General features: G+C 70.0%; 22 protein-coding genes. 11 read left to right on the forward strand and 11 right to left on the reverse strand.

Annotation, left to right across the window (positions count from 1 at the left end):
• Positions 1-110: 110 nt before the first annotated feature.
• Genes BW996_RS18820 through BW996_RS18830 form a run of 3 tightly spaced genes read right to left on the reverse strand, consistent with a single transcriptional unit; the run spans position 111 to position 2,633 of the window.
• The gene (locus BW996_RS18820; protein WP_076459052.1) at positions 111-665 is read right to left on the reverse strand and encodes a TRAP transporter small permease; all 555 of its coding nucleotides are present in this window, start codon (positions 663-665) and stop codon (positions 111-113) included.
• Positions 666-709: 44 nt separating this feature from the next.
• Positions 710-1,729, reverse strand: coding sequence for a TRAP transporter substrate-binding protein (locus tag BW996_RS18825; protein ID WP_037477032.1), 1,020 nt, complete (start codon positions 1,727-1,729; stop codon positions 710-712).
• 58 nt (positions 1,730-1,787) lie between these two features.
• Positions 1,788-2,633 carry a shikimate dehydrogenase family protein gene (locus BW996_RS18830; protein WP_037477034.1) on the reverse strand — a complete coding sequence of 282 codons (846 nt, stop codon included), beginning with the start codon at positions 2,631-2,633 and terminating at the stop codon, positions 1,788-1,790.
• Positions 2,634-2,771: 138 nt separating this feature from the next.
• Here BW996_RS18830 and BW996_RS18835 point away from each other — a divergent pair, with 138 nt between their 5' ends.
• Positions 2,772-3,572, forward strand: coding sequence for an IclR family transcriptional regulator domain-containing protein (locus BW996_RS18835; RefSeq protein WP_051631394.1), 801 nt, complete (start codon positions 2,772-2,774; stop codon positions 3,570-3,572).
• A gap of 32 nt (positions 3,573-3,604) precedes the next feature.
• Here BW996_RS18835 and BW996_RS18840 read toward each other — a convergent pair whose 3' ends face one another.
• Genes BW996_RS18840 through BW996_RS18860 form a run of 5 tightly spaced genes read right to left on the reverse strand, consistent with a single transcriptional unit; the run spans position 3,605 to position 8,686 of the window.
• A complete protein-coding gene (locus BW996_RS18840) occupies positions 3,605-4,429 on the reverse strand; it encodes a sugar phosphate isomerase/epimerase family protein (RefSeq protein WP_037477036.1) in 825 nt (274 codons plus the stop codon).
• A 16-nt stretch (positions 4,430-4,445) separates the two neighbouring features.
• The gene (locus BW996_RS18845) at positions 4,446-5,069 is read right to left on the reverse strand and encodes an NIPSNAP family protein (RefSeq protein ID WP_037477039.1); all 624 of its coding nucleotides are present in this window, start codon (positions 5,067-5,069) and stop codon (positions 4,446-4,448) included.
• Positions 5,066-6,847: an FAD-dependent oxidoreductase gene (locus BW996_RS18850; protein ID WP_241461789.1), complete on the reverse strand. Its 1,782-nt coding sequence runs from the start codon at positions 6,845-6,847 to the stop codon at positions 5,066-5,068. Before BW996_RS18850 ends, BW996_RS18845 begins: the two co-directional genes overlap by 4 nt.
• A gap of 9 nt (positions 6,848-6,856) precedes the next feature.
• Positions 6,857-7,690 (reverse strand): shikimate dehydrogenase family protein, encoded by an 834-nt coding sequence (locus BW996_RS18855; RefSeq protein ID WP_037477041.1) that lies wholly within the window; start codon positions 7,688-7,690, stop codon positions 6,857-6,859.
• A 6-nt stretch (positions 7,691-7,696) separates the two neighbouring features.
• On the reverse strand, positions 7,697-8,686 hold the full coding sequence (locus tag BW996_RS18860) for a TRAP transporter substrate-binding protein (protein WP_241461790.1): 990 nt from the start codon (positions 8,684-8,686) through the stop codon (positions 7,697-7,699).
• A gap of 204 nt (positions 8,687-8,890) precedes the next feature.
• On the opposite strand from BW996_RS18860, the gene BW996_RS18865 reads away from it, so the two are divergent.
• Positions 8,891-9,535 (forward strand): TetR/AcrR family transcriptional regulator, encoded by a 645-nt coding sequence (locus BW996_RS18865; protein ID WP_037477046.1) that lies wholly within the window; start codon positions 8,891-8,893, stop codon positions 9,533-9,535.
• A gap of 9 nt (positions 9,536-9,544) precedes the next feature.
• Here the strand turns inward: BW996_RS18865 and BW996_RS18870 are convergent, their stop codons facing one another.
• The gene (locus BW996_RS18870; protein WP_445683264.1) at positions 9,545-10,567 is read right to left on the reverse strand and encodes a sugar-binding transcriptional regulator; all 1,023 of its coding nucleotides are present in this window, start codon (positions 10,565-10,567) and stop codon (positions 9,545-9,547) included.
• A gap of 258 nt (positions 10,568-10,825) precedes the next feature.
• On the opposite strand from BW996_RS18870, the gene tkt reads away from it, so the two are divergent.
• Positions 10,826-13,921, forward strand: a complete 3,096-nt coding sequence (tkt, locus tag BW996_RS22545; RefSeq protein WP_217694727.1) for a transketolase — start codon at positions 10,826-10,828, stop codon at positions 13,919-13,921.
• A 24-nt stretch (positions 13,922-13,945) separates the two neighbouring features.
• On the opposite strand, the gene BW996_RS18885 is transcribed toward tkt, so the two are convergent.
• Positions 13,946-14,863, reverse strand: coding sequence for a LysR family transcriptional regulator (locus BW996_RS18885; RefSeq protein WP_037484311.1), 918 nt, complete (start codon positions 14,861-14,863; stop codon positions 13,946-13,948).
• Positions 14,864-15,070: 207 nt separating this feature from the next.
• Between BW996_RS18885 and BW996_RS18890 the strand changes: the two genes are divergently transcribed.
• From BW996_RS18890 to ttdB, 6 genes are all read left to right on the forward strand, one after another.
• Positions 15,071-15,619, forward strand: coding sequence for a TRAP transporter small permease (locus BW996_RS18890; RefSeq protein WP_051632163.1), 549 nt, complete (start codon positions 15,071-15,073; stop codon positions 15,617-15,619).
• A complete protein-coding gene (locus tag BW996_RS18895; protein WP_037484312.1) occupies positions 15,616-16,941 on the forward strand; it encodes a TRAP transporter large permease in 1,326 nt (441 codons plus the stop codon). Before BW996_RS18890 ends, BW996_RS18895 begins: the two co-directional genes overlap by 4 nt.
• Before the next feature lie 89 nt (positions 16,942-17,030).
• A complete protein-coding gene (locus tag BW996_RS18900; RefSeq protein ID WP_037484313.1) occupies positions 17,031-18,077 on the forward strand; it encodes a TRAP transporter substrate-binding protein in 1,047 nt (348 codons plus the stop codon).
• A 34-nt stretch (positions 18,078-18,111) separates the two neighbouring features.
• Positions 18,112-19,431 (forward strand): gallate dioxygenase, encoded by a 1,320-nt coding sequence (locus BW996_RS18905; protein WP_037484314.1) that lies wholly within the window; start codon positions 18,112-18,114, stop codon positions 19,429-19,431.
• 134 nt (positions 19,432-19,565) lie between these two features.
• Positions 19,566-20,492, forward strand: a complete 927-nt coding sequence (gene ttdA / locus BW996_RS18910; RefSeq protein WP_076459053.1) for a L(+)-tartrate dehydratase subunit alpha — start codon at positions 19,566-19,568, stop codon at positions 20,490-20,492.
• Positions 20,489-21,097: a L(+)-tartrate dehydratase subunit beta gene (gene ttdB, locus BW996_RS18915; protein ID WP_037484315.1), complete on the forward strand. Its 609-nt coding sequence runs from the start codon at positions 20,489-20,491 to the stop codon at positions 21,095-21,097. The genes ttdA and ttdB overlap by 4 nt, the downstream gene beginning before the upstream one ends.
• Here the strand turns inward: ttdB and BW996_RS18920 are convergent.
• A complete protein-coding gene (locus tag BW996_RS18920; protein ID WP_037484316.1) occupies positions 21,090-22,025 on the reverse strand; it encodes a LysR family transcriptional regulator in 936 nt (311 codons plus the stop codon). The two genes, ttdB and BW996_RS18920, sit on opposite strands and share 8 nt — an antisense overlap.
• Positions 22,026-22,154: 129 nt before the next feature.
• Between BW996_RS18920 and BW996_RS18925 the strand changes: the two genes are divergently transcribed.
• Together BW996_RS18925 and BW996_RS18930 are read left to right on the forward strand one after the other, a co-directional pair.
• A complete protein-coding gene (locus tag BW996_RS18925) occupies positions 22,155-23,222 on the forward strand; it encodes a tartrate dehydrogenase (RefSeq protein WP_037484318.1) in 1,068 nt (355 codons plus the stop codon).
• A gap of 171 nt (positions 23,223-23,393) precedes the next feature.
• Positions 23,394-24,761, forward strand: coding sequence for a dicarboxylate/amino acid:cation symporter (locus tag BW996_RS18930; RefSeq protein WP_037484320.1), 1,368 nt, complete (start codon positions 23,394-23,396; stop codon positions 24,759-24,761).
• Positions 24,762-24,769: the final 8 nt, after the last annotated feature.

Consider the following 24,769-nt stretch of genomic DNA (forward strand, 5'->3'; position numbering starts at 1 on the left):
ACCAGCAGGGAGTAGGCGATGGGAATGCCCAGGGCCATGGCGCCGAGCAGGGAGCCGAGGAAGATGAAGACGGTCATGGAATCGGTACCCGGAGACAGGGGAGGGCGAGATCAGTGGCGGGCCGCAGCGGCGTCCTTGTGGGCGGCCTCGAGCTGGGCGAGGTCCTCGGACTCCTGGACCAGGACAAGCTCGTCGTCGGAGAGGCGCCCGGAGAGGGTGCGCAGCAGCTGGCCGACGAGAATGAGGCCGGAGAGGACGGCGAAGACGACGCCGGAGAGGTAGAACCAGCCCACGGAGAGGCCGCTGACCGGGGCCTCGACCTCGCGGTTGATCTGGACCTGGGCCCAGGCGCCCGACAGCAGCAGCCAGGTGACGAAGAGCATGGCGAGCTGGGCGATGACCAGGCAGACGATCTTGCCGGAGCGCCCGAGCTGGCCCACGAGCATGTCGGTGCCGAGGTGGCCGTTGTCCTTGAGGGCGACCACGGCGCCCAGGAAGGTCATCCAGACGAAGAGCCAGCGCGAGAGCTCCTCGCTGATGGTGATGCCGGAGTTGAAGACATAGCGCAGCACCACGTTGCCGAACACCAGCACCACCATCGCCGCCAGCAGCAGCCCCATCACGGCTTCCAGCAGCCGGCAGAAATCGTCCAGAACCTTGGCCATCACCTGTCTCCTCGTGGGTCGTCTTCAGTTCATGCCGGAGCCGCTCATTGGCCGGCGCGCACCTTCTCGACAGACGCGTACACCTCCTTGACCAGCGGCTCGCCCAGCTCGCGGGTGAACTTGTCCAGCACCGGCTTGGAGCGCTCGCGCAGCTTGGCGATCTCGGCGGCGGGCAGCTCGTGCACGTTCATGCCGCGCTTCTTCAGCTCGGCCAGCACCTTGGCGGCCTCGTCGCGCGCGACCTTGCGCTGGTAGAGCGCCGTCTCCTGGGCCGCCTCGCGCAGGATCTTCTGCTCCACCGGCGAGAGCTTGTCCCAGAACTTCTTGCTGACGATGACCGCCTGCGGCGTGTACATGTGGTTGGTCAGCGTCAGGTGCTTGGACACCTCGTTGTACTTGCCGTCGAGGATGTTGAGCAGCGGGTTGGTCATGCCGTCGATGGCGCCCTGCTCCAGCGCCGAGTAGGTCTCGGTGAAGGGCATCGGCACCGGCGAGGCGCCCATGGCCTTCATGAACTCGGTGTAGATCGGCGTGGGGATCACGCGCATCTTCATGCCGTTGAAGTCGTCGGCCTTGGTGATCGGCTTCTTGACGGTGTGGATGTGGCGAAAGCCCAGGTCCCAGTAGGCCAGGCCGACCAGACCGCGCTCCTGCAGCTTGTCGAGCAGGCGGCGGCCGATCGGGCCGTCGGCCAGCGCGTCGGCCTCCTTCGTGTTGGCGAACAGGAAGGGGAAGTCGAAGATCGCCATCTCCTTGACGTTGCCCGCCAGCAGGCTGGCGTTCATCACCGTCATCTCGACGGTGCCGCCCTGCATGGCCGAGACGGTCTGCAGGTCCGGGCCGAGCGCGCCGCCGGGGAAGGGCCTGACGGTGATCTTGCCGCCGGTCTTGGCCGCGACGATCTCGGCGAACTTCTCGACGCCCATCACCTGCGGATGGCCCTTGTTGCTGGCCGACGGGAACTTGATGGTGCGGGTCTCGATGTCGTTGGCATGACCAAGGTTGCAGGCCAGCAGCGCAGCCGAGGCCAGCAGCGACAGCGAAAGACGGCGAAGGATGTTCATGGTTGTCTCCTGGGTGAATGGAACAGCGGGAAATGGAACGAGGGTGTGACGTGTGCGATCAGGCGGTGATCACCTGGCGCACGCCAGAGAGGTCCGCACGCATCGCGCGGGCCACTTCGGGCAGGCCGAAGAATTCGAGATAGGCCGGCACCTGCTGCACCAGCATCTCGAAGCCAGCATGGGCCTCGATGCCGCGCGCGGCGCAGGCGCGCATCAGCGGCGTCGTGGCCGACTTCATCAGGATGTCGAAGACCTGCGTGCCGGGCTCGATGCGCTCGACATCGAGCGGCAGCGGATCTGCGGGGTTCATGCCCAGCGGCGTGGCCTGGATGATCAGGTCGTGGCCGGCCGGATCGGCGCTGGCGGCGTGCAGGCGCGGGCCCGAGCCCTCGGACTGCAGGCGCTCGACCAGGCGCCGGGCACGGTCGCCCAGGTCGTGGATCGAGAGCTGGGCGATGGGCGTGTCCAGCAGCGCGGCGGCGATGGCCGCGCCGGCGCCGCCCGCGCCCAGCAGCAGCACGCGCCGGCCCGCCAGCGCGATGCCGTGGTGGGCCAGCGCGCCCACCAGGCCCAGGCCGTCGAACAGCGCGCCTTCGAGCGTGCCGTCAGCCGCACGCCGCACCGCATTGACCGAGCCGGCGCGCCGGCCGTGCACGTCGATGCCCGACAGCGCCGGCAGCAGCGCCGGCTTGTGTGGCACCGTCGCCCACAGCCCGGCGATGCTGCCCGAGCCGAGCACCTCGCGGGCGAAGCTGGCGGCGCGGCCCGCCGGCACATGGGCGGGCACCAGCACCGCATCGATGTCGTGCTGTTGGAAGATGCGGTTGAACAGGACCGGCGCGCGGACCTGGGCAACCGGGTCGCCGATCACCATGAAGACGCGGGTCTGGCCGGAAATGTGCATGAAGGAAACGGAGGCGGGTCGTGAAACAAGGGCGGGGCGTGGAGGCGCACTCTAGGGTGATGAACCGCGCCGGACCAGATGATGCACCCGCGTCATGACCGATAATCGGATCACTTTGTCCGTTGATCGGTCATTTTTATGGAAAACCCTGAACCGCTGCCGCCGTCCGAACCCCGCCGCCAGGCCATCGATCCGGCCGACCTGATCGTCGGCCTGGGCCGCGGGCTGGCGGTGATCGAGTCCTTCGACGACGAGCATGCGCGCATGACCTGCGCCGAGGTGGCCGAGCGCACCGGGCTGCCGCGCACCTCGGCGCGGCGCCACCTGCTGAGCCTGTGCCACTACGGCTACGCCGACACCGACGGCAAGCGCTTCTGGCTGTCGCCGCGGGTGCTGCGGCTGGGCCAGAGCTACCTGGAGAGCGCGCGGCTGCCGCGCCTGGTCCAGCCCTTCATCCAGCGCCTGTCGATGCAGTGCGGCGAGACCGCCAACGTCAGCGTGCTCGACGGCCACGAGATCGTCTACGTGGCACGCAGCAACAGCCCGCGGGTGGTGTCGATCGGCTTTCTGGCCGGCGCGCGGGTGCCCGCGCATGTGGTCGCCCCCGGCCCGGTGCTGCTGGCCGAATTGAGCGAGGAGGCGCAGACCGCCTGGCTGGACCGGCACGAGTTCGCCGCCTTCACCGCCAGCACGCCGGTCGACCGGGCGGGCTTCGCCGAGCAGGTGCAGCTGGCGCGCCGGCGCGGCTGCGGCATCTCGGTGGGCCAGCTCGACGGTGGCCTGAGCGGCGTGGCCGTGCCGCTCAAGGATCGCCGTGGCGAATGCCGCGCCGCGCTGGGCATGACGCTGCAGACCGCCGCCTGGAGCGAGGCCCGCATCGTCGAGACGCTGCTGCCGCCGCTGCTGGAGACGGCCGCGACGCTTCGCGTGCTGCTGTAGCCGTGCGGCCGGGCGTGCGGCGGCGGCGCGGCTCACGCCCGTGGCGGCAGCCCGGCCAGCAGCCGGCGCGTGGCCTCGACCGCCTGGCACGCCCAGGCGACGTGGCCCAGTTCGCGCGCGCGCGACTCGCTCGGGATCTCGATGCTGATCGGCAGATCGTCGGGCAGCGCGCCGAGCAGGCCGGCCAGGTCGATGCCGCCCTCGCCGGGCAGCAGCCGCTCGCAGCGGGCATCGAAGATCATCGCCTCGACCGTGTCCGGCCCCGGCACGCGGCCGTCGCAGACCTGCACATAGTTCAGGCGCGCGTGCGGCAGCGCCGCCACATCGGCCAGCGTGCTGGCCGAGCGGGCGAAGTGCAGCGCGTCCACCAGCACGCCGCCGTTGGGCTGATCGGCCGCGGCCACCACCCGCGCGGCGGTGCGCACGTCGGCCACCGCCGTCCAGGGCATGCACTCCAGGTCGGCGGTCAGCCCGTGCGCGGCGGCGGCCTCGCACAGCCGCGCGAACGCGTCGGTCAGGCGGGCCTCGTCGGGGTCGTCGCCGGCGACCAGCACATGGCGCCCGCCGAGCTGCTCTCCGATCTCGAGGAAGCGCCGCCAGGCCTCGAGCGAGAAGTCCGCCCCGAGGCGCACCACCTCCAGGTCGAGCACCCGCACGCCGGTGTCGCGCACCGCCGCGAGCGTCTCGCGCAGCAGCTCGGGCCGCTCGGCCAGCGCGTGGTGCACGCCCCCCGGCGCCGAGGGCAGCAGGCGCAGGCCCACGCCCTGGCAGCCGACTTCGGCGGCGATCTGCAGGAAGCGCGGCGGCTCGACGGGCAGCGCCACCAGCTGCGCCAGCGACAGCAGTCGTTGCGTCATGACGGCTCCTTCGGGCTCACTTCAGCGGCGACACCGCGGTCGGCAGGTAGATGCCGGACTTCATCTGCGGCATCAGCCAGGCCGGGCCGCCCACCGGCGGCCACACGCCCTGGCTGACCGCATCGGCGCGCGCCTTCGAGCGCTCGTTCAGCGAGGCCGCAGGCCAGATGTGGGTGATGCGCGGCGTGCCCTCCAGCGCGTACATCGCGATCGTGCACGGCGAGATGCGGGTGCGCTCGGGCAGCGCCTTCTCCCAGGCCGCCAGCGTGGGCTGCAGGCCGCCGGTCTTGAGCTCGTAGCTGCGGATCTCGTAGATCGGGCCGAAGCTGCCCGGCTCGACCGGCGCCATCCACGGGAAGGGCGCGTAGCCGGCCAGGTCCATGCGGGTGAGGAAGTCGGCGCAGCCGAAGGGGTTGGCGGCCATCAGCGTACGGCGGCGCTCGCGCGACATCTCGGCTTCGCTGGCGAAGCCGCGCAGCACCACCAGCTCGTTGAGCGCGCCGATGTCGGAGAACCAGCAGCCCAGCAGCGTGCCGGCGGCCTCCGGATCGCGGCTCCAGGCCTCGACCGCGGTGGCGGCCGTGGGCGTGGTGCCCAGGCGCAGGGTCAGCGTGGCGAGTTCATAGACGGCGTGGCTCATCGGGTCAGGTCCTTGGATCGTTCGGAAAGGGAAAGGGAGGCGGAGATCGGGCGGGGCGGGGTGCCCACGGGCAGGCCGGCGGCGTCATGGGCGGCGAGGAAGCCGAAGGTCATGCCGGGCCCGAGCGTGATGCCGCCGCTGGGGTAGCAGCCGCCCATCACGCTGGCCTGGTCGTTGCCGACCGCCCACAGGCCGGCAATCGGCGTGCGGTCGGCGCTCAGCACCCGCGCGCGGGCGTCGGTGCGCAGACCGGCGAAGGTGCCCAGGCTGCCGGGCAGGATCTCGACGGCGTAGAAGGGCGCCTGCTCGATCGGCGCGACGCAGGGGTTGGGGCCGGGATGGCTCGCATCGCCCTGCATGCGGTTGTAGGGCGTGCCGCCGCGGTCGAAGGCGGGGTCGAGGCCGTCGCGGGCGGCCGCGTTGTATTCGGCCAGCGTGCGCTCGAAGGCGGTCGGCTCGATGCCGCAGGCCGCCGCCAGCGCCGCCGGCGTGCGGCCCCGGCGCAGGTAGCCCGAGCGCAGCGCCGGCCCCAGCGGCAGCGGCGCCGGGCGCACATGACCCAGGCCGTAGCGGCGGATGAAGCGGTGGTCGCAGACCAGCCAGGCGCGCATCGGCTCGTCCGGGGGCGTGGCGGCCTGCAGCGCGCTCATCAGGTCGTGGTAGGAATCGGCCTCGTTGGCGAAGCGCCGGCCGTGGCGGGTGACCGCGATCAGGCCGGGCTTGCCGCGCTCGATCAGGTGCGGGAAATGCCCCACCGAGCCATCGGCGCGCACCACCCGCGACACCGGCGCCCAGGCCACCGGCGAGGCGCCGCAGGCGACCTGGCCGCCCGCCGCCTCGCCCAGACGCAGGCCATCGCCGGTGTTCTCGGGCGGCGCGGCCGACCAGTGGTGGTTGCCGTCCTGGCGCGCGATCAGCGCCGCCAGCCGCGCGGGGTCGTGCGGGAAGCCGCCGCAGGCCAGCACCACGCCGGCCAGCGCCTCGACCGTCCGCTCGGCGCCGGCGCTCGTGCCCAGCACCGCGCCGGTGACGCGGCCCTGCGCGTCCTGCAGCAGCCGGCGCACCGGCGCCGAGGTGCGGATCTCCACGCCGCGCTCCAGCGCCGAGGCCGCCAGCCGCGCCACCAGCGCATTGCCGTTGACCAGATGCCGGCCTCGGCCGTGCACCAGGCGCTGGGCCAGGTGGCGGCTCACCCGGCGCGCGGCGTGCGTCAGGCTCGCCGCGGAGCGGGTGACGTTCATGAAATGCTTCAGGTCCGCGCCGCTGGCGATGCCCATGCCCAGGAAGGAGATCAGGTCCAGCGGCGGGCGCATCCGGTGCAGATGGGCCCCGAGCCGGCGGCCGTCGAAGGGCGCGGCGCAGACCGAGCGCCCGCCGGTGCGCGCGCCGGGGCTGCGGCCGTGGAAGTCGGGGATGGCGTTGCCGTCGATGAAGTCCACCGCGGTGTGCTCGCGCAGGAAGGAGATCATGCGGTGGCCGTTCTCCAGGAAGGCCTGGATGCGCGCCTCGTCCATCTGCGCGCCCAGCTCGTGGCGCAGGTAGGTGAGCGGCTCCTCGGGCGGCTCGGCCAGGCCGGCCTCGCGCGCGAGCGGGTTGTGCGGGATCCACAGCCAGCCGCCCGACCAGGCGCTGGTGCCGCCGAACTGCGCGGCCTTCTCGGCCACCAGCACCTTCATGCCGAGCGCGGCGGCGGTCACCGCGGTGGCCAGCCCGGCCGCGCCGGAGCCGATCACCAGCAGATCGACCGTCTCGGCGTCACGTGGGTCGCGGGCCACCACGGCGGCGCCTCAACGGGGCTGGCGCGGCTGCGCCGCCAGCGCGCCGTCTTCCAGCAGGAAGTCGACCATGCGCTCGCACACCGCGGCGAACATGCCAGCGCCCACCTGCGTGCGGCAGCCCAGCGAGCGCGCCACCTCCAGCAGCGGCGTGACCGCCGGCGCGGTGATGACATCGCCCACGAACATCTCGCCCGTCAGGCGCGAGACATCGACCGGCAGCGCGTCGTCCGGGCGCATGCCCGCCGGCGTGGCGTTGAAGACCACGTCGAAGCCGCTCGGGTCGGTCGAGCCGGCGCGCACCCGCTCGCCGTGGCGCTCGCGCAGGCGCCGGATCAGGCCGTCGCGTTTCGCGCCGTCGCCGTCATGGATGGCCAGCTCGGCCGCGCCGGCGTCGAGCACCGCCTGCGCGATCGCGGTGCCGGCGCCGCCGGCGCCCACCAGCAGCACGCGCCGGCCCTCGATCACGCAGCCCTCGGCGCGCTGCGCCTCGACGAAGCCCAGGCCGTCGGCGTGGTCGCCGTGCCAGCGGCCGTCGGCGTTGCGGCGCATCACGTTGACGCCTTCGAGGAAATGCGCCCGCTCGGTGGCGGTGGCGCACAGCCGGTAGGTCTCCAGCTTGTGCGGCACGGTCAGGATCAGGCCGTCGACATTGCGTGCCAGGCTCAGGCCCGCGATGAAGCCGGCCAGATCGGCCGGGGCGACATGGATCGGGATGACCACCGCGTTGACGCCGCGGTCGATCAGCCGCTGCGTGACGCCCGAGGGCGACTTCACCTGGGCGATCGGGTCCCCGAGGATGGCAATGACGCGGGTGGCCCCGCTGAGGGTGTCGGCGATGTTCATGTGATTTCAGCGCTTGGCGCGCACCTTCTGGACCTCGGCGACCATCTCCTGCACCAGCGGCTCGCCGATCTGGCGGGCGTACTTGTCGAAGACAGGCCGGGCCTTCTCGCGCATCCGGGCGATCTCGGCCGGCGCGACCTCGTTGACCTGCAGCTCCTTGCGCAGCGTCTCCAGCGCCTCGGCGTTCTTCTGGCGCGAGACCTTGCGCTGGTAGTCGCGCGCCTCGGCGGCGGCCTCGAGCACCAGCTTCTTCTCGTCCTCGCTGAAGGTGTCCCAGACCTTGCGGCTGATCAGCAGCGCCTGCGGGTTGTACATGTGGCGCGTCACCGAGTAGTACTTCTGCACCTCGTGGAACTTCTGCACCTGCATGGTGATGGGCGGATTGGTCGCGCCATCGACCGCGCGCTGCTCCAGCGCGCTGTAGAGCTCGGGGAAGGGCAGCGGCACCGCGTTGGCGCTCAGCGTGTTGAGCAGGTCCAGGTAGATCGGCGTCTGGATCACGCGCATCTTCAGGCCAGCCAGATCCTCGAGCTTCGTGATCGGGCGCCGGCTGTTGTGCATGTTGCGAAAGCCCAGCTCCCAGTAGGCCAGGCCGACCAGGCCCTTGGCCGGCAGCAGGTCGAGCAGCTTGCGCCCGATCAGGCCATCGACCACCGCATCGGCCTCGCGCTCGCTCTCGAACAGGAAGGGCATGTCGAAGATCGCCATCTCCTTGACGTTGCCTTGCAGCAGGCTGGCGTTGAGCAGCGTGAAGTCGATCGTGCCGCCCTGCAGCGACGACAGCACCGGCAGGTCGCCGCCCAGCGTGCCGCCGCCGAAGATCTTCAGCTTCATGCGCCCGGCGCTGCGGGTGCGCAGCAGCTCGGCGAAGCGCTCGACGCCGTCGTACTGCGCGGTGCCGCGGTCCACCACCAGCGAGAGCTTCAGGTTGCGGTCCTTGAAGTCGGCGGCCTGCGCGGCCAGGCTGGCAGCGGCCAGCACGGTGGCGGCCAGCACGGTGTTCAGCGTCTTCTTCAGTATGTCGGTCTCCTCGTGGCTCAGATCACGGGAGCAGATGTTAATTCACCAATTGGTGAATAACAAGATGATTGATACGCCTTAAATTCTTCATTGAATGCGTGTTTTCCCGGAATGGTGAACTGCCGCACCGATCAAGCCCGTTTGTGCAGGGGCCATAATTCACCACAAAGAGAAACCGAGATGCCCCGCCCCGCCCCGTCCCCCGAGAACCGCACCCGCGACGCCGAGCGCTCGCGCCAGGCCATCCTGTCCGCCGCGCTGGCGGCCTTCGCCGAGCACGGGCTGGGGGGCACGCGCATCGACGACGTGGCCGCCCGCGCGGGCGTGGACAAGCGGCTGATCTACTACTACTTCCGCACCAAGGACGGCCTGTTCAGCGCCGTGCTGGAGGAGGTCTATGCCGGCATCCGCAACGCCGAGGCCGAGCTGCACCTGGCCGAGCTGCCGCCGGTGGAGGCGATCACCCGCCTGGTGGACTTCACCTGGGCCTATCACCTCGATCACCCGGAGTTCATCACGCTGATCAACAGCGAGAACCTGCACCGCGCAGCCCACATCGCGCAGTCCGAGCGCATCCGCACGCTGCACTCGCCGCTGATCGGCACGCTGGGCACGGTGCTCGAACGCGGCCGCGAGGAGGGCGTGTTCCGCGGCGGGGTCGATCCGCAGCAGCTCTACATCTCGATCGCCGGGCTGTGCTACTTTTATTTCTCGAACCGCCACACGCTGGGCGTGATCTTCGGCCGCCCGGTCGACAGCCCGAAGGCGCTGCACGAGCGCCTCTCGCATGTGCGCGAGATGGTGCTGGGCTATCTGCTGCGCTGAGGCCGCGCCTCAGCGCCGCGTCGCATCGTCCAGATGCAGCACCGCCATTGCGTTGGTGGCGGTGGTGGCCAGCGTGTCGATGGTGCCGGTGCGCAGCGCGCCCAGGATCGCGGTGGTCTTGCTCGACTCGCCGGCGATGGCGATGACGTTGGGAATGCGCGTCAGGTCCTGCGTGCTCAGGCCGACGACCCGGCCCTGGATCGGGCCCATCGCCGAGCGGCCGTGGATGTCGATGAAGTCGTAGCCCATGACATCGCCGACGATGCCCTGGCGCTTGGCCTCGGTGATCTCCTGCGCGCTGAACCAGCCCATGCGCACCATGTTGCTGTCCTCGCTCATGTCGCCGATGCCCACCAGCGCCACATCGGCGCGGCGCGCCTTGTCCAGCGTCTGGCGCACGGTGTCGTTCTCCAGCAGCGTGGCCCGCAGCGTGATGTCGTCGACCATCGCCGGCGCGTAGAGCGTCTCGCTCTCGCCGCCGAAGCGCGCGGCCAGCCGGCGGCAGATGTGGTCGGGGTTCATGGTCTCGCCGCCGCGGTAGCTGCCGCCGATGGCGCAGACGAAGGTCGCCGCGCGCCGGCTGGCCGGCATCGCGTGCTCGCTGACGGCGCTGACGTTGCGGCCCATGCCGACGGCCACGATGGCGCCGTCGCTCAGGTTGCGGTCCAGCCAGGTGGCCACCAGCGCGGCCAGCAGCGCGCGCTGCTTGTCGGCGTCGACGTGATCGACCGACAGCAGCGCCCGGCTGATGCCGAAGCGGCGCACCAGCTCGCGCTCCAGGTCCACCGTCAGCGAGGGATGGTGCTGCACCCGGATCTCGACGATGCCCAGGTCCTGCGCCTTCCTGAGCATGCGCCCGACGGTGGCGCGGCTGATGCCGAAGCGGCGCGAGAGCTCCTCCTGCGTCTGGCCGTCGACGTAGTAGAGCGTGGCGATGCGGGTCAGCTCCTCGGTGCTCATCGAGGTCGAGGAGGAGGAAGAAGGGCCGGGGGCCGGGGACGAACTGGGGGCGCGGGTGCTCATGGCCGTCATTGTGCGGCCGCGTCACCCTGCGTCTTGCTCACGACATGATCTTTTGATCATCAATAAAATTTTTGATCAATTCATGGAATGAACTTTATGGCAATTTTTATGCATATTTACGGAATTTTGTGTGGATATGGCGGATGTAAAAGCCTGAGTCGCAGGTCATCCAGGGTGATTTGGTGTTCATGATTTGATCTTTTGATCATTACGAATTACATTCGCTCAGACCTGTTCAAGTTCACACCTTCTGCCGGATTCCCGACGATGACCTCTCCCTCCCGCCGAACCCTGGCCGACGCGCTGCGCGCGCTGGCGATGGACGCCGTTCAGCAGGCCAGCTCCGGCCACCCCGGCATGCCGATGGGCATGGCCGACATCGCCGAGGCGCTCTGGCGCCATCACCTCAGGCACGACCCGGTCGCGCCCGACTGGGCCGACCGTGATCGCTTCGTGCTCTCCAACGGCCACGGCTCGATGCTGCTCTACGGTCTGCTGCACCTGAGCGGCTACGACCTGTCGATCGACGACCTGAAGGCCTTCCGCCAGCTGCACAGCCGCACGCCCGGCCACCCGGAGCTTGGCTATGCGCCCGGCGTCGAGACCACCACCGGCCCGCTGGGCCAGGGCATCGCCAACGCGGTCGGCATGGCGCTGGCGGAAAAGCTGCTGGCGGCCGAGTTCAACCGCCCCGGCCACGCGGTCGTCGATCACCGCACCTGGGCCTTCCTGGGCGACGGCTGCCTGATGGAGGGCGTCAGCCACGAGGCCTGCGCGCTGGCCGGCACCTGGGGCCTGGGCAAGCTGACCGCCTTCTGGGACGACAACGGCATCTCGATCGACGGCCATGTCGAGGGCTGGTTCAGCGAGGACATTCCCGGTCGCTTCGAGGCCTACGGCTGGCAAGTCATCCGCGGCGTGGACGGCCATGACAGCGCCGCGCTGGATGCCGCCATCGCGCAGGCCAAGGCCGAGACCGCGCGCCCGACACTGATCTGCTGCCGCACCACCATCGGCTTTGGCTCGCCCAACAAGGCCGGCACGCACGACAGCCACGGCGCGCCGCTGGGCGCGGCCGAGATCGCCGCGACCAAGGCCGCTCTCGGCTGGTCGCACGGCCCCTTCGAGATCCCCGAGGACGTGCGCACCGCCTGGGACGCGCGCGAGACGGGCCAGGCCGCCCGCCAGCAATGGCAGCGCCGCTTCGACGCCTACGCCGACGCCCACCCCGCGCTGGCCGCCGAGCTGGCGCGCCGCCTGGCCGGCGATCTGCCCGAAGGCTTCGCTGCGCTGGCCGAGCGCGCGGTGACCGAGGCCGCCGCGCGCGGCGCCACCCTGGCCAGCCGCAAGGCCAGCCAGGAGTCGATCGCCGCCTTCGCGCCGGCACTGCCCGAGCTGCTGGGCGGCTCGGCCGACCTGACCGGATCGAACCTGACGAACTGGCCCGGCTGCGTCTCCGTCACCCCTGAGCGGCTGCGCGCGGGCGAGGGCGGCAACTACCTGCACTACGGCGTGCGCGAGTTCGGCATGGCCGCGATCATGAACGGCGTGTCGCTGCACGGAGGCTTCCGGGCCTTCGGCGGCACCTTCCTGATGTTCAGCGAGTACGCCCGCAACGCGCTGCGCATGGCCGCGCTGATGAAGCAGCCGGTCATCCAGGTCTTCACGCACGACTCGATCGGCCTGGGCGAGGACGGCCCGACCCACCAGCCGGTCGAGCAGACCGCCACGCTGCGCCTGATCCCGAACATGGATGTCTGGCGCCCGTGCGACGCGGTCGAGACGCGCGCGGCCTGGGCCGCGGCGCTGCAGGCTACCGATCACCCGACCTGCCTGATCCTGAGCCGCCAGAACCTGGCGCACCAGCCGCGCGACGCCGCGCAGCTCGCGGCCATCGCCCGCGGCGGCTACGTGCTGCGGCCGGCCGAGGGCGAATCCCAGGGCCTGCGCCCGCAGCTCGTGCTGGTGGGCACCGGCAGCGAGGTGTCGCTCGCCGTGCAGGCCCGCGAGCAGCTCGCCGCCCGCGGCGTGCGCGCCCGCGTCGTCTCGCTGCCCTCGCTGTTCGCCTTCAAGGCGCAGGACGCGGCCTGGCGCGAGTCGGTGCTGCCCGCGGGCGTGCCGCGCGTGGCGGTCGAGGCTGGCGCCACCTCGGGCTGGCGCGAGATCGTCGACCTGGACGGCGCGGTCGTGGGCCTGGACACCTTCGGCGAATCGGCGCCGGCGCCGGCGCTGTTCCAGCATTTCGGCATCACCGCCGAGGCGGTCACGGCTGCCGGCCTGCGCGTGCTGGGGCTGGACAGTCCGCTCAAGGCGGTGGCGCGCCACGGCCAGCAGATCTGGCTGGATCAGCTCTCGCGCACGCTGGTGGCCAGCGGCGCGCTGCAGCGCTGGATCGACGACCACGGCATCGCCGGCGTGACCAGCAACCCGGCGATCTTCGCCCAGGCCTTCGCGTCGGATGCGGCCTACGCACCGGCGCTGGCGCAGCTGCGCGCCGAGGAGCCCGATCTCGAGCGCCGCTTCGAGCGCCTGGCCATCGCCGACGTGCAGGCCGCCTGCGAGGTGCTGCAACCGCTCCACCAGCGCAGCGCGGGCGACGCCGGCTTCGTCAGCTTCGAGGTCTCGCCGCGCCTGTCGCGCGACGGCGCCGGCACGCTGGCGGCCGCGCGCCGCCTGTGGGCCGAAATCGGCCGCCCCAACGCGATGATCAAGATCCCGGCCACGCCCGAGTGCCTGAGCGCGATCGCCGACGCGGTGGCCGACGGCATCAACATCAACGTCACGCTGATCTTCTCGCCGCGCCAGCTGCTGCAGGTCTTCGAGGCCTGCGAGCAGGGCCTGCGCCGCCGCCAGGAGCGCGGCCTGCCGGTGGACCGCGTGCGCTCGGTGGCCAGCCTGTTCGTCAGCCAAGTGGACACATTGGTCGACCGCCTGCTGCCGGCCGGCTCCGAGGCACTGCGCGGCGAGGTCGGCATCGCCAACGCCCGCCACGCCTACGCGCTGTGGCTGGACCGCTTCGGCGGCAGCGAGTTCGCCGGGCTGCGTGCGGCCGGCGCCCGCGCGCCGTCCTGCCTGTGGGCCAGCACCGGCGTGAAGAACCCGGCCTGGCGCGACACCCGCTATGTCGAGGCGCTGATCGGCCCCGACACGGTCGACACCGTGCCCGACGCGACGATGGCCGCCTTCGCCGACCACGGACAGGCCGCGCGCACGCTCGACACCGCACTGCCCGAGGCCCGTGCCACGCTGGCCGCGGCCGCGCGCTGCGGCATCGACCTGGACGTGCTGGCCGAGCAGCTGCAGGCCGAAGGGCTGGCGCAGTTCGAGCAGGCCTTCGAGCGGCTGATGGCGGCGGTGGCTTGAACCGGCCCGGCCACTGAAGGATCTTCAGATCCTCCTCCAGGACGGATCGTTCTGGAGATGATGGGCCGCCCGGTGCAGATGCGTCAGGAAATGGCGCACCACCGGCCTCAGCGCCGTCTCGACCCGGGTGATCGCGCCCAGCACCAGCCCGAGCGGCGCCTCCTGCAGCGGCGGTATCTCGATGAACGGCGCGGCGGCCGGATGCAGGGCCAGCGGCCGTGGCATCAGCCCGACGAAGTCGGCGCCGCCGATCAGCGACAGCAGCCCGAGCGTGGAGTTGACGGTGGCACCGCATGCGGGCGGCTCCAGCCCGTTCTGCTCGAACAGCCGCCGGCCGTAGCCGGTCACGCCTGACAGCCCGGTATAGACCCAGCGGGCCCCGCGCAATGCCTCCAGCGAGCGGGCCGTGGCGTGCACGCTGCCGCGCCGCGCCACCACCACCATCGACATCGGCATCAGCACCTCGACATGGAACTCGCCCGGCGGCAGCCGGTCGGGAATCGGTCCGAGCGCGATGTCGACATCGCCCCGGCGCAGGTTCATCAGCTGCTCGATGTAGAGCTCCTCGTTGATCTGCAGGTGCACGCCGTCGAACTCGCGGCTGAAGGTGCGCAGCGTCTCGGGCACCAGCAGCATCACCGCCAGCGGCACCGCGCCGATGCGCAGCTGTCCGCTCATGCGCCCGCCGAGCTGCCCGATCTCCTGGGCCGCGCCAGCCAGCTCGCGCAGCGCCAGGCCGGCGCGCTCGTAGAGCACCTTGCCCTGGGCGGTGGGCGTCACGCCGGTGGTCGAGCGCACCAGCAGCGGCGCGGCCAGCTCCTGCTCGAGCTCGCGGATCATCTTCGTCAGCGCCGGCTGCGACACGCCGATGCGTCGGGCCGCCGCACGCAGGCTGCCTTCGTCGATGGCGGAAATCAGGGCGCGCAATGCAGGGATCTTCATCACCGGAATGATATCTCCCTGGGGTAAACCCTGAAAACGTGATAACCAGACGTGATCGCAACGGCAGACACGACATCTTTTGCGCTCCGAGCGCTCTGCCTAGAGTTCGGCCGTTCGAGATTGACCCGGCGCAAGACCGGGTCGCTGCCCCCTCCCAACCTTCCAACGACCGCGCGCCCCGAAGCGGGCCGGCGTCGAGGAGACGACATGACGACTGGATCGGACACCGGCACCCGCCGGCCCGAGGACGGCGGCCGCCTGTTGCGGCGCCTGTGCGATTTCAACGCCGCCATCGGTGGCCTGGTGCTGGTGGCAATGGCCGGCATGACCACGGTGAGCGTGGTGGGCCGGGCCTTCTTCGCGCACCCGATCCTGGGTGACGTCGAGCTGGTGCAGCTCGGCAGCGCGGTGGTGGTGGCCTGCTTCCTGCCCTACACCCAGTTCCGGCGTGGCAACCTGATCGTGGACTTCTTCACCACGAACGCCTCGGCCGGTGCGCAGCGCCGCATGGACGCCTTCGGCACGCTGCTCTACACGCTGGTGATGGCGCTGGTGCTGTGGCGCGTGGGCGCTGGGGCGCTGGCGATGCATGCGTCGCAGGAAAGCTCGATGCTGATGAGCCTGCCGCTGTGGTGGCCGTATGCGCTGATGCTGCCTGGCCTGGCGCTGTGCGTGCTGATCGGCCTGCAGCAGACGCTGGGGCTGCTGCGCGCACCGGCCGGCGAGACGGCGCAGACGGCGGAGGTGACGCCATGAGCACGATGTCCATCGGACTGACGATGTTCGGCGCCATGCTGGTGCTGATGGCGGTGCGCGTGCCGATCGCGATCTCGATGTTCGTGCCCGGCGCGCTGGGCTACATCGTGCTGTCGGGCTGGGATCCGCTGCTGGCTCACCTGAAGGGCGCCGTCTACGGCCGGGTCTCGGTCTATGACCTCTCGGTGATTCCGCTGTTCATGCTGATGGGCGCGTTCGCGGTGCAGGGCGGGCTGTCGAAGGCGCTGTTCGACTTCGCCAACGCGCTGCTGGGGCGCTTTCGCGGCGGCATGGCGATGGCGGGCGTGCTGGCCTGCGCCGCCTTCGGCTCGATCTCGGGCTCGACGGTGGCCACCACCGCGACCATCGCCCAGGTGGCCTACCCGGAGATGCGCCGCATCGGCTTCTCGGGTCGGCTGGCCACCGCCGCGCTGGCCACCGGCGGCACGATGGGCGTGCTGCTGCCGCCCTCGGTCACGCTGATGGTCTACGCCATCCTGACCGAGCAGAACATCACCAAGATGTTCCTGGCCGCCTATGTGCCGGCGCTGCTGGCCGCGGCCGGCTACATCCTGGCCATCGCGCTGGTGGTGCGGCTGCAGCCGGGCCAGGCCCCGGCCGCGCAGGCCGCCTCCGGTCGCGAGATTGCCACCGCCGCGGCGCGGGTGTGGCCGATCATGACCATCTTCGTGGTCGTCTTCGGCGGCATCTACGGCGGCCTCTTCACCGCCACCGAAGGCGCTGCCATCGGCAACCTGCTGACTTTCGCGATCACGCTGATCAAGCGCGAGATGACACTCGACAAGCTGCTGGCGTGCATCCGCACCACCGCGCAGACCAGCGGCATGATCTTCCTGATCTTCATCGGCGCGGACATGATCAACGCCGCCCTGGCGCTGTCGCAGCTGCCCGCGCAACTGGCGGACATCGTCTCGCACCTGCAGATCTCGCCGATGGTGGTGATGGCCGGCATCATGGTCTTCTACATCCTGCTCGGCTGCGTGATGGACGAGATGAGCATGATCCTGCTGACCGTGCCGACGCTGTTCCCGGTCATCATGGGCATGGACTTCTTCGGCCTGGACGCCTCCGACAAGGCGCTGTGGTTCGGCATCCTGATCCTCACCGTCTGCGAGATCGGGATGATCTTCCCGCCGGTGGGCCTGAACGTCTACATCATGAACGGCCTGGCCAAGGACGTGCCCATGGTCGAGACCTACAAGGGCGTCGTGCCCTTCCTGCTGACCGACGCGGTGCGCCTGGCGCTGCTGATCGGCTTTCCCTCGATCGCGCTGTGGCTGGTGCACCGGCTCACCGGCTGACGACGCCCCCTCCCGTTCCTGCTCGCTTTCCACCCGATTTTCCGCCCGACCTGAGGCGGCTTCCCCGGCCTTTGCCCAAGGAAACTTCGATGACGACCCAGAATCTGCTGCGCCCGCTGGCCGCTGCCGCCACACTGCTGTCGGCCCTGATTGCCCCGATGGCCGCCCAGGCCCAGGAGGTGACGCTGAAGGTGCACTTCTTCCTGCCGGCCACCAGCTACGCCGCGACGCTGTTCATCCAGCCCTGGTGCGAGAAGATCGCCCGCGAGTCGGCCAACCGCATGAAGTGCCAGCTCTACCCCTCGATGCAGCTCGGCGGCACGCCGGCGCAGCTCTACGACCAGGCCCGCGACGGCGTGGCCGACGTGGTCTGGACGCTGCCGGGCTACACCGCCGGGCGCTTCCCCAGCCTGGAGGCCTTCGAGCTGCCCTTCATGATGCAGAACCCCGAGGCCACCTCCAAGGCCTTGTGGGACTACACCCAGAAGTACAGCCAGGACGAGTTCAAGGACGTCAAGCCCCTGGCCTTCCATGTGCACGGCGACGGCGTCTTCCACATGACGAACAAGCCGATCAAGACCCTGGCCGATCTCAAGGGCCTGAAGTTGCGCGCGCCCACCCGCATGACCAACAAGTACCTGGCGATGCTGGGGGCCACGCCGGTGGGCATGCCGGTGCCGCAGGTGGGCGACGCGCTGTCCAAGGGCGTGATCGACGGCGCGGTCGTGCCCTATGAGGTGGTGCCCTCGGTCAAGATCCAGGAACTGGTCAAGTACCACATCGAGACCGACCCGGCCGAGCCGGCCTTCTACACCTCGACCTTCGTGTTCGCGATGAACAAGGCCAAGTACGAGTCGCTGCCGGCCGACCTGAAGAAGGTGATCGACGCCAACGCCGGCCAGGCGCTGTCGGGGCAGATCGGCCGCGCCTTCCTGCAGGCCGATGCCGACGGCAAGAAGCTCACCGCAAAGAACACCACCCAGGTCATCCCGGCGGCAGAGCTGGCCGCCTGGAAGGCGGTCGGCACCAAGCTGGCCGACAGCTGGGTGTCCGACATGAACGGCAAGGGCAAGCCGGGCGCGAAGATGCTCGAGGACGCCCGCGCGCTGATCGCCCAGCACGCCGCCAAGCGCTGAAGCGCTGATTTCCCCTGTCCTGGAGCCTCATCGCATGGCACGCATCATCGGCGGCATCGCCGTCTCGCACACCCCCACCATCGGCTTCGCCTTCGACCAGAAAAAGCATGCCGACCCGGTCTGGGCCCCCATCTTCTCGGCCTTCGAGCCGGTCAAGCAGTGGCTGGCCGAGCAGAAGCCCGACGTGGCGATCGTGACCTACAACGACCACGTCACCTCCTTCTTCTTCGACCACTACTCGGCCTTCGCGCTGGGCATCGGTGAATCCTGGTCCGCGGCCGACGAGGGCGGCGGCGCGCGCGACCTGCCGCCGGTGGCCGGCCATCCGGGCCTGGCTGCGCACATCGGCCAGTCGCTGATGATGGAGGAGTTCGACCTGTCCTTCTTCCAGGGCAAGGGGCTGGACCACGGCGCCTTCTCGCCGATGTCGGTGCTGTGGGACCACCAGCAGGCGGGCGGCTGGCCGGTGAGCATCGTGCCGCTGCAGATGGGCGTGCTGCAGTTCCCGGTGCCGACGGCGCGGCGCTTCTATAAGCTCGGCCAGGCGCTGCGCCGCGCGGTCGAGAGCTACCCCGAGGACCTGCGCGTGGTGGTGGTGGCCACCGGCGGCCTGTCGCACCAGGTGCATGGCGAGCGCGCCGGCTTCAACAACACGCCCTGGGACCTGCAGTTCCTCGAGCTGTTCGAGCAGGACCCCGAGCGCCTGGCGCAGCTGACGCATGCCGAGCTGGCCGAGCTCGGCGGTGCCGAGGGCGCCGAGGTGATGATGTGGCTGACGATGCGCGGCGCGCTCTCCAGCCAGGTGAAGAAGCTGCATCAGGCCTACTACCTGCCGTCGATGACTGGCATCGCCGCGGCGATCTACGAGAACCAGGCCGGCCCGGTGATCGCCGGCGAGGTCGAGCGCCACCGCGCCGCCATGCAGGTGCAGCTCGCCGGCGCCGAGCGCCTGGCCGGCACCTACCCGTTCAACTTCGAGCGCAGCGTCAAGGCCTTCCGCCTGAACGGCTTCCTGCATGGCCTGATCGAGCCTGACCAGCGCGCCGCCTTCCGCGCCGACGAGCTGGCGGTGATGCAGGCTGCCGGCCTGACCGCAGAGGAAATCCGCCTGGTGCACCAGCGCGACTGGCGCGGCCTGATCCACTACGGCGTCATCTTCTTCATGCTGGAGAAGCTCGGCGCGGTGGTGGGGGTGTCGAACCTGCACATCTACGCCGCAATGCGCGGGCAGTCGCTGGAGGACTTCCAGAAGACGCGCAACGCGCCGGGGGCGCTGTACTCGGTGGCCGGCAAGGACGCCGGCGCGCTCGACTGGAATGCGCCCGAGCACGCACCGGCCGACACCCACCGCTGAATCCGTCCCACAGGAAGCCTTGGCCTGAATGATGAATTCAAGTTAACAATGGATTGAATACTGGCAGATCAATCCGTATCAGGTTCAACCTAGAGTCACGCTCCGACGCCACAGCGCCCAGGAGCGTGACCCTCATGACCCCCGACAAGATTGCCAGTCCGGCAGACCGCGATGCCGCCATCCACGACCTCACCGAGGTCATGTCCAAATTCACCTCGTGGATCGGCAAGCGCCTGCCGACCGACGTGACCCAGCGCCTGGGCCAGCTGCGCGAGCAGGAGGTCAACTTCCTGGCCAAGGAAGTCTACGAGTCGATGCGCCAGAACCAGCAGGCCGCCGACGAGCTCGACCGCCCGAGCTGCCAGGACACTGGCGTGATCCAGTATTTCCTGACCGCCGGCGCGAAGTTCCCGCTCCTGGGCGAGCTCGAGGACATCCTGCGCAACGCCACGCTGGGCGCCACTCGGGACGGCCCGCTGCGCCACAACGCCGTCGAGACCTTCGTCGAGAAGAACACCGGCACCAACACCGGCAGCAAGATTCCCTGGCTGGACTGGGAGATCGTCCCGGACAGCGACAGCGTCATCATCGACGTCTACATGGCCGGTGGCGGCTGCACGCTGCCGGGCGCGGCCACCGTGCTGATGCCGGGGCAGGGCTACGAGGGCGTGGCCGAGTTCGTCTTCGACGTCATCACCTCGCGCGGGGTCAATGCCTGCCCGCCGCTGCTGGTGGGCGTGGGCGTGTCCACCTCGGCCGAGACGGCCGCGCGCCTGTCGAAGAAGGCCATCCTGCGCCCGGTCGATTCGCGCCACCCCAACGACAACGCTGCGCTGATGGAGGAGCTGCTCGCCGAGGGCCTCAACGAGCTTGGCCTGGGCCCGCAGGGCCTGACCGGCAACAACAGCGTGATGGGCGTGAACATCGAGTCCTCCGCGCGCCACCCCTCCACCATCGGCGTGGCGGTGTCCACCGGCTGCTGGGCGCACCGCCGCGGCAAGATCCGCATCAACGCCGACCTCTCCCACGACGTGCTGTCCCACGAAGGATTCAAGCTGTGATCAAGACCCTCACCACCCCCATCAAGGACGAGGACCTGGAGTCGCTCCAGGTCGGCGACGTGGTCTACCTGACCGGCACGCTGGTGACCTGCCGCGACGTGGCCCACCGCCGCCTGATCGAGCTCGGCCGCGAGCTGCCGGTCAACCTGGAGGGCGGCGCGATCTTCCACGCCGGCCCGATCGTGCGCCAGAAGGCCGACGGCGAGTATGAGATGGTCTCGATCGGCCCGACCACCTCGATGCGCATGGAGAAGTTCGAGCGCGAGTTCATCCGCCAGACCGGCGTCAAGCTGATCGTCGGCAAGGGCGGCATGGGCCCGGAGACCCAGGCCGGCTGCGTCGAGAACAAGGCGGTGCACGCGATCTTCCCCGGCGGCTGCGCGGTGCTGGCCGCCACCCAGGTCGAGAAGATCGAGGCGGCCGAGTGGACCGACCTGGGCATGCCCGAGACGCTGTGGGTCAACCGGGTGCGCGAGTTCGGTCCGCTGATCATCTCGATCGACACCCAGGGCCGCAACCTGATCGAGGAGAACAAGGCCGTCTTCAACCAGAAGAAGAAGCCCATCCTCGAGCGCATCAATCAGAAAGTGCGCTTCATCAAGTGAGGTCGCCCCGCGAGGGGAAGCGCTGCGCGAAGTCCTGCGCGATGAAGTCGACGAAGGCGCGCACCCGCGCCGCGAGCTGGTGGCGAGGCGGATACACCGCGTGGATGTCGGCGTCCGGCGTGACGTGCTCGGGCAGCACCTGCACCAGCCGACCCGACTGCAGGTAGCGCTCCACATCCCACTCGGCGCGCATGACGATGCCGTGGCCGTCGAGCGCCCAGTTCACCGCGATCTCGCCGTCGTTGGTCGTGAGGCTGCCGCGCGTCTTGACCGATTCGGTCACGGCGCTGCGGCCGCGCCCGCTGGTGAGCCGCCACAGCCCGTAGGCTTCCTCGCCCTGGCGGATGCCGATGCAGTTGTGCTGCGCCAGCTCGTGGGGCGTGCGCGGCGTGCCGTGGCGCGCCAGATAGGCCGGCGAGGCGCACAGCAGCCGCCGGTTGGGCGCCAGCCGGCGCGCGATCACCCGCGCGTCGGGCGGCTCGCCGAAGCGGATGCAGACGTCGAAGGCGTCGTCGGTCAGCGGCGGCGGATTGACCGAGAGCTGCAGCTGCACCTCCACCTCCGGATGGCGCTCGGCGAAGCGCGAGATCAGCGGCGCCACATGGCTGCGCCCGAAGCCCAGCGTCGCGTTGACCCGCAGCAGCCCGCGCGGCGTCGAGCGCGACACCCCCAGCAGCTGCTCCAGATCGTGGATATCGCCCAGGATCCGCCGTGCATGCGCCAGGCAGAGCTCGCCCTCAGGCGTGAGGCTCATGCGCCGGGTGGTGCGGTTGACCAGCAGCACGCCCAGCCGCGCCTCCATCTGCGCCAGATGCTTGCTCACGGCCGGCGTGGTGATGCCCAGCTCGCGCGCGGCGGCGCTGAGGCTGCCGCAGGTGGCCAGCGTCGAGAAGAAGCCCAGGTCGGCGGGTTGCAGGGCGGTGCTCATCGTGAAGGGCAAAGGCGAGTCTTGATCTTTAACCTGGGGTGAATGATAGCTTCACTTTGCTGGCAATGGGTGGCCTGAACCGGCCTCTAAAGTCCGGCCCGTTCCTTCATCGTTTCTGGAGACATGTCCATGAGGACCTACAAGATCGCGACCATTGCCGGTGACGGCATCGGCAAGGAGGTCGTGCCGGCGGGCCGCGAGGTGCTGCAGACGCTGGCGCGTCAGGGCGGCGGCTTCGCGTTCGAGTTCGAGGACTTTGGCTGGGGCGGGGATTACCACCGTGCGCACGGCGTGATGATGCCCGCCGACGGACTGGAGGCGCTGCGCGGCAAGGACGCCATCCTGTTCGGCTCGGCCGGCGACCCGGACATCCCCGACCACATCACGTTGTGGGGCCTGCGCCTGAAGATCTGCCAGGGCTTCGACCAGTACGCCAACGTGCGCCCGACGCGCATCCTGCCGGGCATCGATGCGCCGCTCAAGCGCTGTCGCCCTGAAGACCTGAACTGGGTCATCGTGCGCGAGAACTCGGAGGGCGAATATTCCGGCGTCGGCGGCCGTGTGCACCAGGGCCATCCGATCGAGGCGGCCACCGATGTCTCGATGATGACCCGCGCCGGCGTCGAGCGTGTGATGCGCTTCGCCTTCAAGCTGGCGCAGAGCCGCCCGCGCCAGCGGCTGACCGTCATCACCAAGAGCAACGCCCAGCGCCACGCGATGGTGATGTGGGACGAGATCGCGCAGCAGGTGTCGGCCGAGTTCCCGGACGTGTGCTGGGACAAGGAGATCGTGGACGCGGCCACCGCGCGCATGGTCAACCGGCCGGCCTCGCTGGACACGATCGTGGCCACCAACCTGCATGCCGACATCCTCTCCGACCTGGCCGCCGCGCTGGCGGGCAGCCTGGGCATCGCGCCCACCGGCAACATCGATCCCGAGCGCCGCTACCCCAGCATGTTCGAGCCGATCCACGGCTCGGCCTTCGACATCATGGGCAAGGGGCTGGCCAATCCGATCGGCACCTTCTGGAGCTGCGTGATGCTGCTGGAGCACCTCGGCGAGCAGGAGGCCGCGGGCCGCCTGATGCAGGCCATCGAGGCGGTCACCGCCGACCCGTCGCTGCACACCGGCGACCTGGGCGGCCAGGCCACGACCGCCCAGGTCACGGCGGCCGTCTGCGCCCGCCTGGCGCAGTGAGGCCCAGGCCCGCGCTGCACTGCGCGGCCTGACGTTCCCTCCGCCGGCCTTGAGGCCGGCGCGATGCACAACAGAAAACCATGTTTCGCGGCCCGCCTGGCCGTTCCCCGGCTCTCGCCTGCGCGAGGCCGGGGGGCTCGGGCGCGTCCGCGCCTTTGCAGGAGACTTCCCATGCGCCGCTGGTTCGGCAAGCTCTATGTCCAGGTGCTGATCGGCGTGTTCGCCGGCGTGGCCCTGGGCGTGCTTCACCCCACGCTCGGCAGCGACCTCAAGCCGCTGGGCGACGCCTTCATCCGCCTCATCAAGATGGTGTTCGCCCCGGTGATCTTCGCCACCGTGGTGCTGGGCATCGCCCGCATGGAGAACATGAAGGAGCTCGGCCGTGTCGGCGTGCGGGCCCTGCTCTATTTCGAAGTGCTGTCGACCTTCGCGCTGGTGCTGGGTCTGATCGTGGTCAACCTGGTCGAGCCGGGGGCGGGCATGCATGTCGATGCCTCACAGCTCGACACCAAGGCGATCGCCAGCTACACCGCCAGCGCAGCCAAGCCCGCCACCCTCACCGATTTCCTGCTGAATCTGGTGCCGATCAGCGTGGTCGATGCGCTGGCCAAGAACGACATCCTGCAGATCCTGGTCTTTGCCACCTTCTTTGGCGTGGCGCTGTCGCAGGTCGGTCCGCGCGGCCGGCCGGTGGTGGAGTTCCTGGAGGCCTTCACCCACGGCATCTTCGCGGTGGTGAACATGGTGATGCGCCTGGCGCCGCTGGCGGCCTTCGGCGCGATGGCCTTCACCGTGGGCAAGTACGGGCTGGGCTCGATCGCGTCCCTGGGCAAGCTGATGGCCACGATGTACCTGACCTGCGCGCTGTTCGTGGTGCTGGTGCTGGGCCTGATCGCGCGGCTGTGCGACTTCAGCCTGTGGAAGTTCCTGAAATACATCCGCGACGAGCTGTTCACCGTGCTGGGCACCAGCTCGTCGGAGTCGGCCGTGCCGCAGCTGATGCGCAAGCTCGAGCACGCGGGCGTGTCCCGGCCGGTGGTCGGCCTGGTGGTCCCCTCGGGCCTGACCTTCAACCCGGACGGCCAGTGCATCTATTACACGATGGCGGCGATCTTCGTCGCGCAGGCCACCGACACCTCGCTCACGCTCACCGACCAGATCACGGTGCTGGGCGTGCTGCTGCTCACCTCCAAGGGGTCGGCGGGCGTGACCGGCTCGGGCTTCATCACGCTGGCGGCGACGCTGGCCTCGCTGGGCAAGATCCCGGTGGCCGGCATGGTGCTGCTGCTGGGTGTCGACCGCTTCATGTCCGAGGCCCGTGCGCTGACCAACACCATCGGCAACGCGGTGGGCACACTGGCCATCGCCCGCTGGGTGGGGGCGCTCGACCGCCAGCGCCTGGACGATGTGCTCGAGGGCCGGGTGTCGGCCGAGCTGCCGCAGGAGGCCGTGCGCACCGTCCCGTCCGAGCCGATGCCCGACAGCGCAGCCGTGCCTTCGGTCGCTCTGGAGGCCGCCCCTGTGCGGTCGCTGGCCTGAGGCGGTCG

It is taken from the genome of Sphaerotilus natans (assembly GCF_900156335.1).
GTDB classification, from domain to species: domain Bacteria; phylum Pseudomonadota; class Gammaproteobacteria; order Burkholderiales; family Burkholderiaceae_C; genus Sphaerotilus; species Sphaerotilus natans.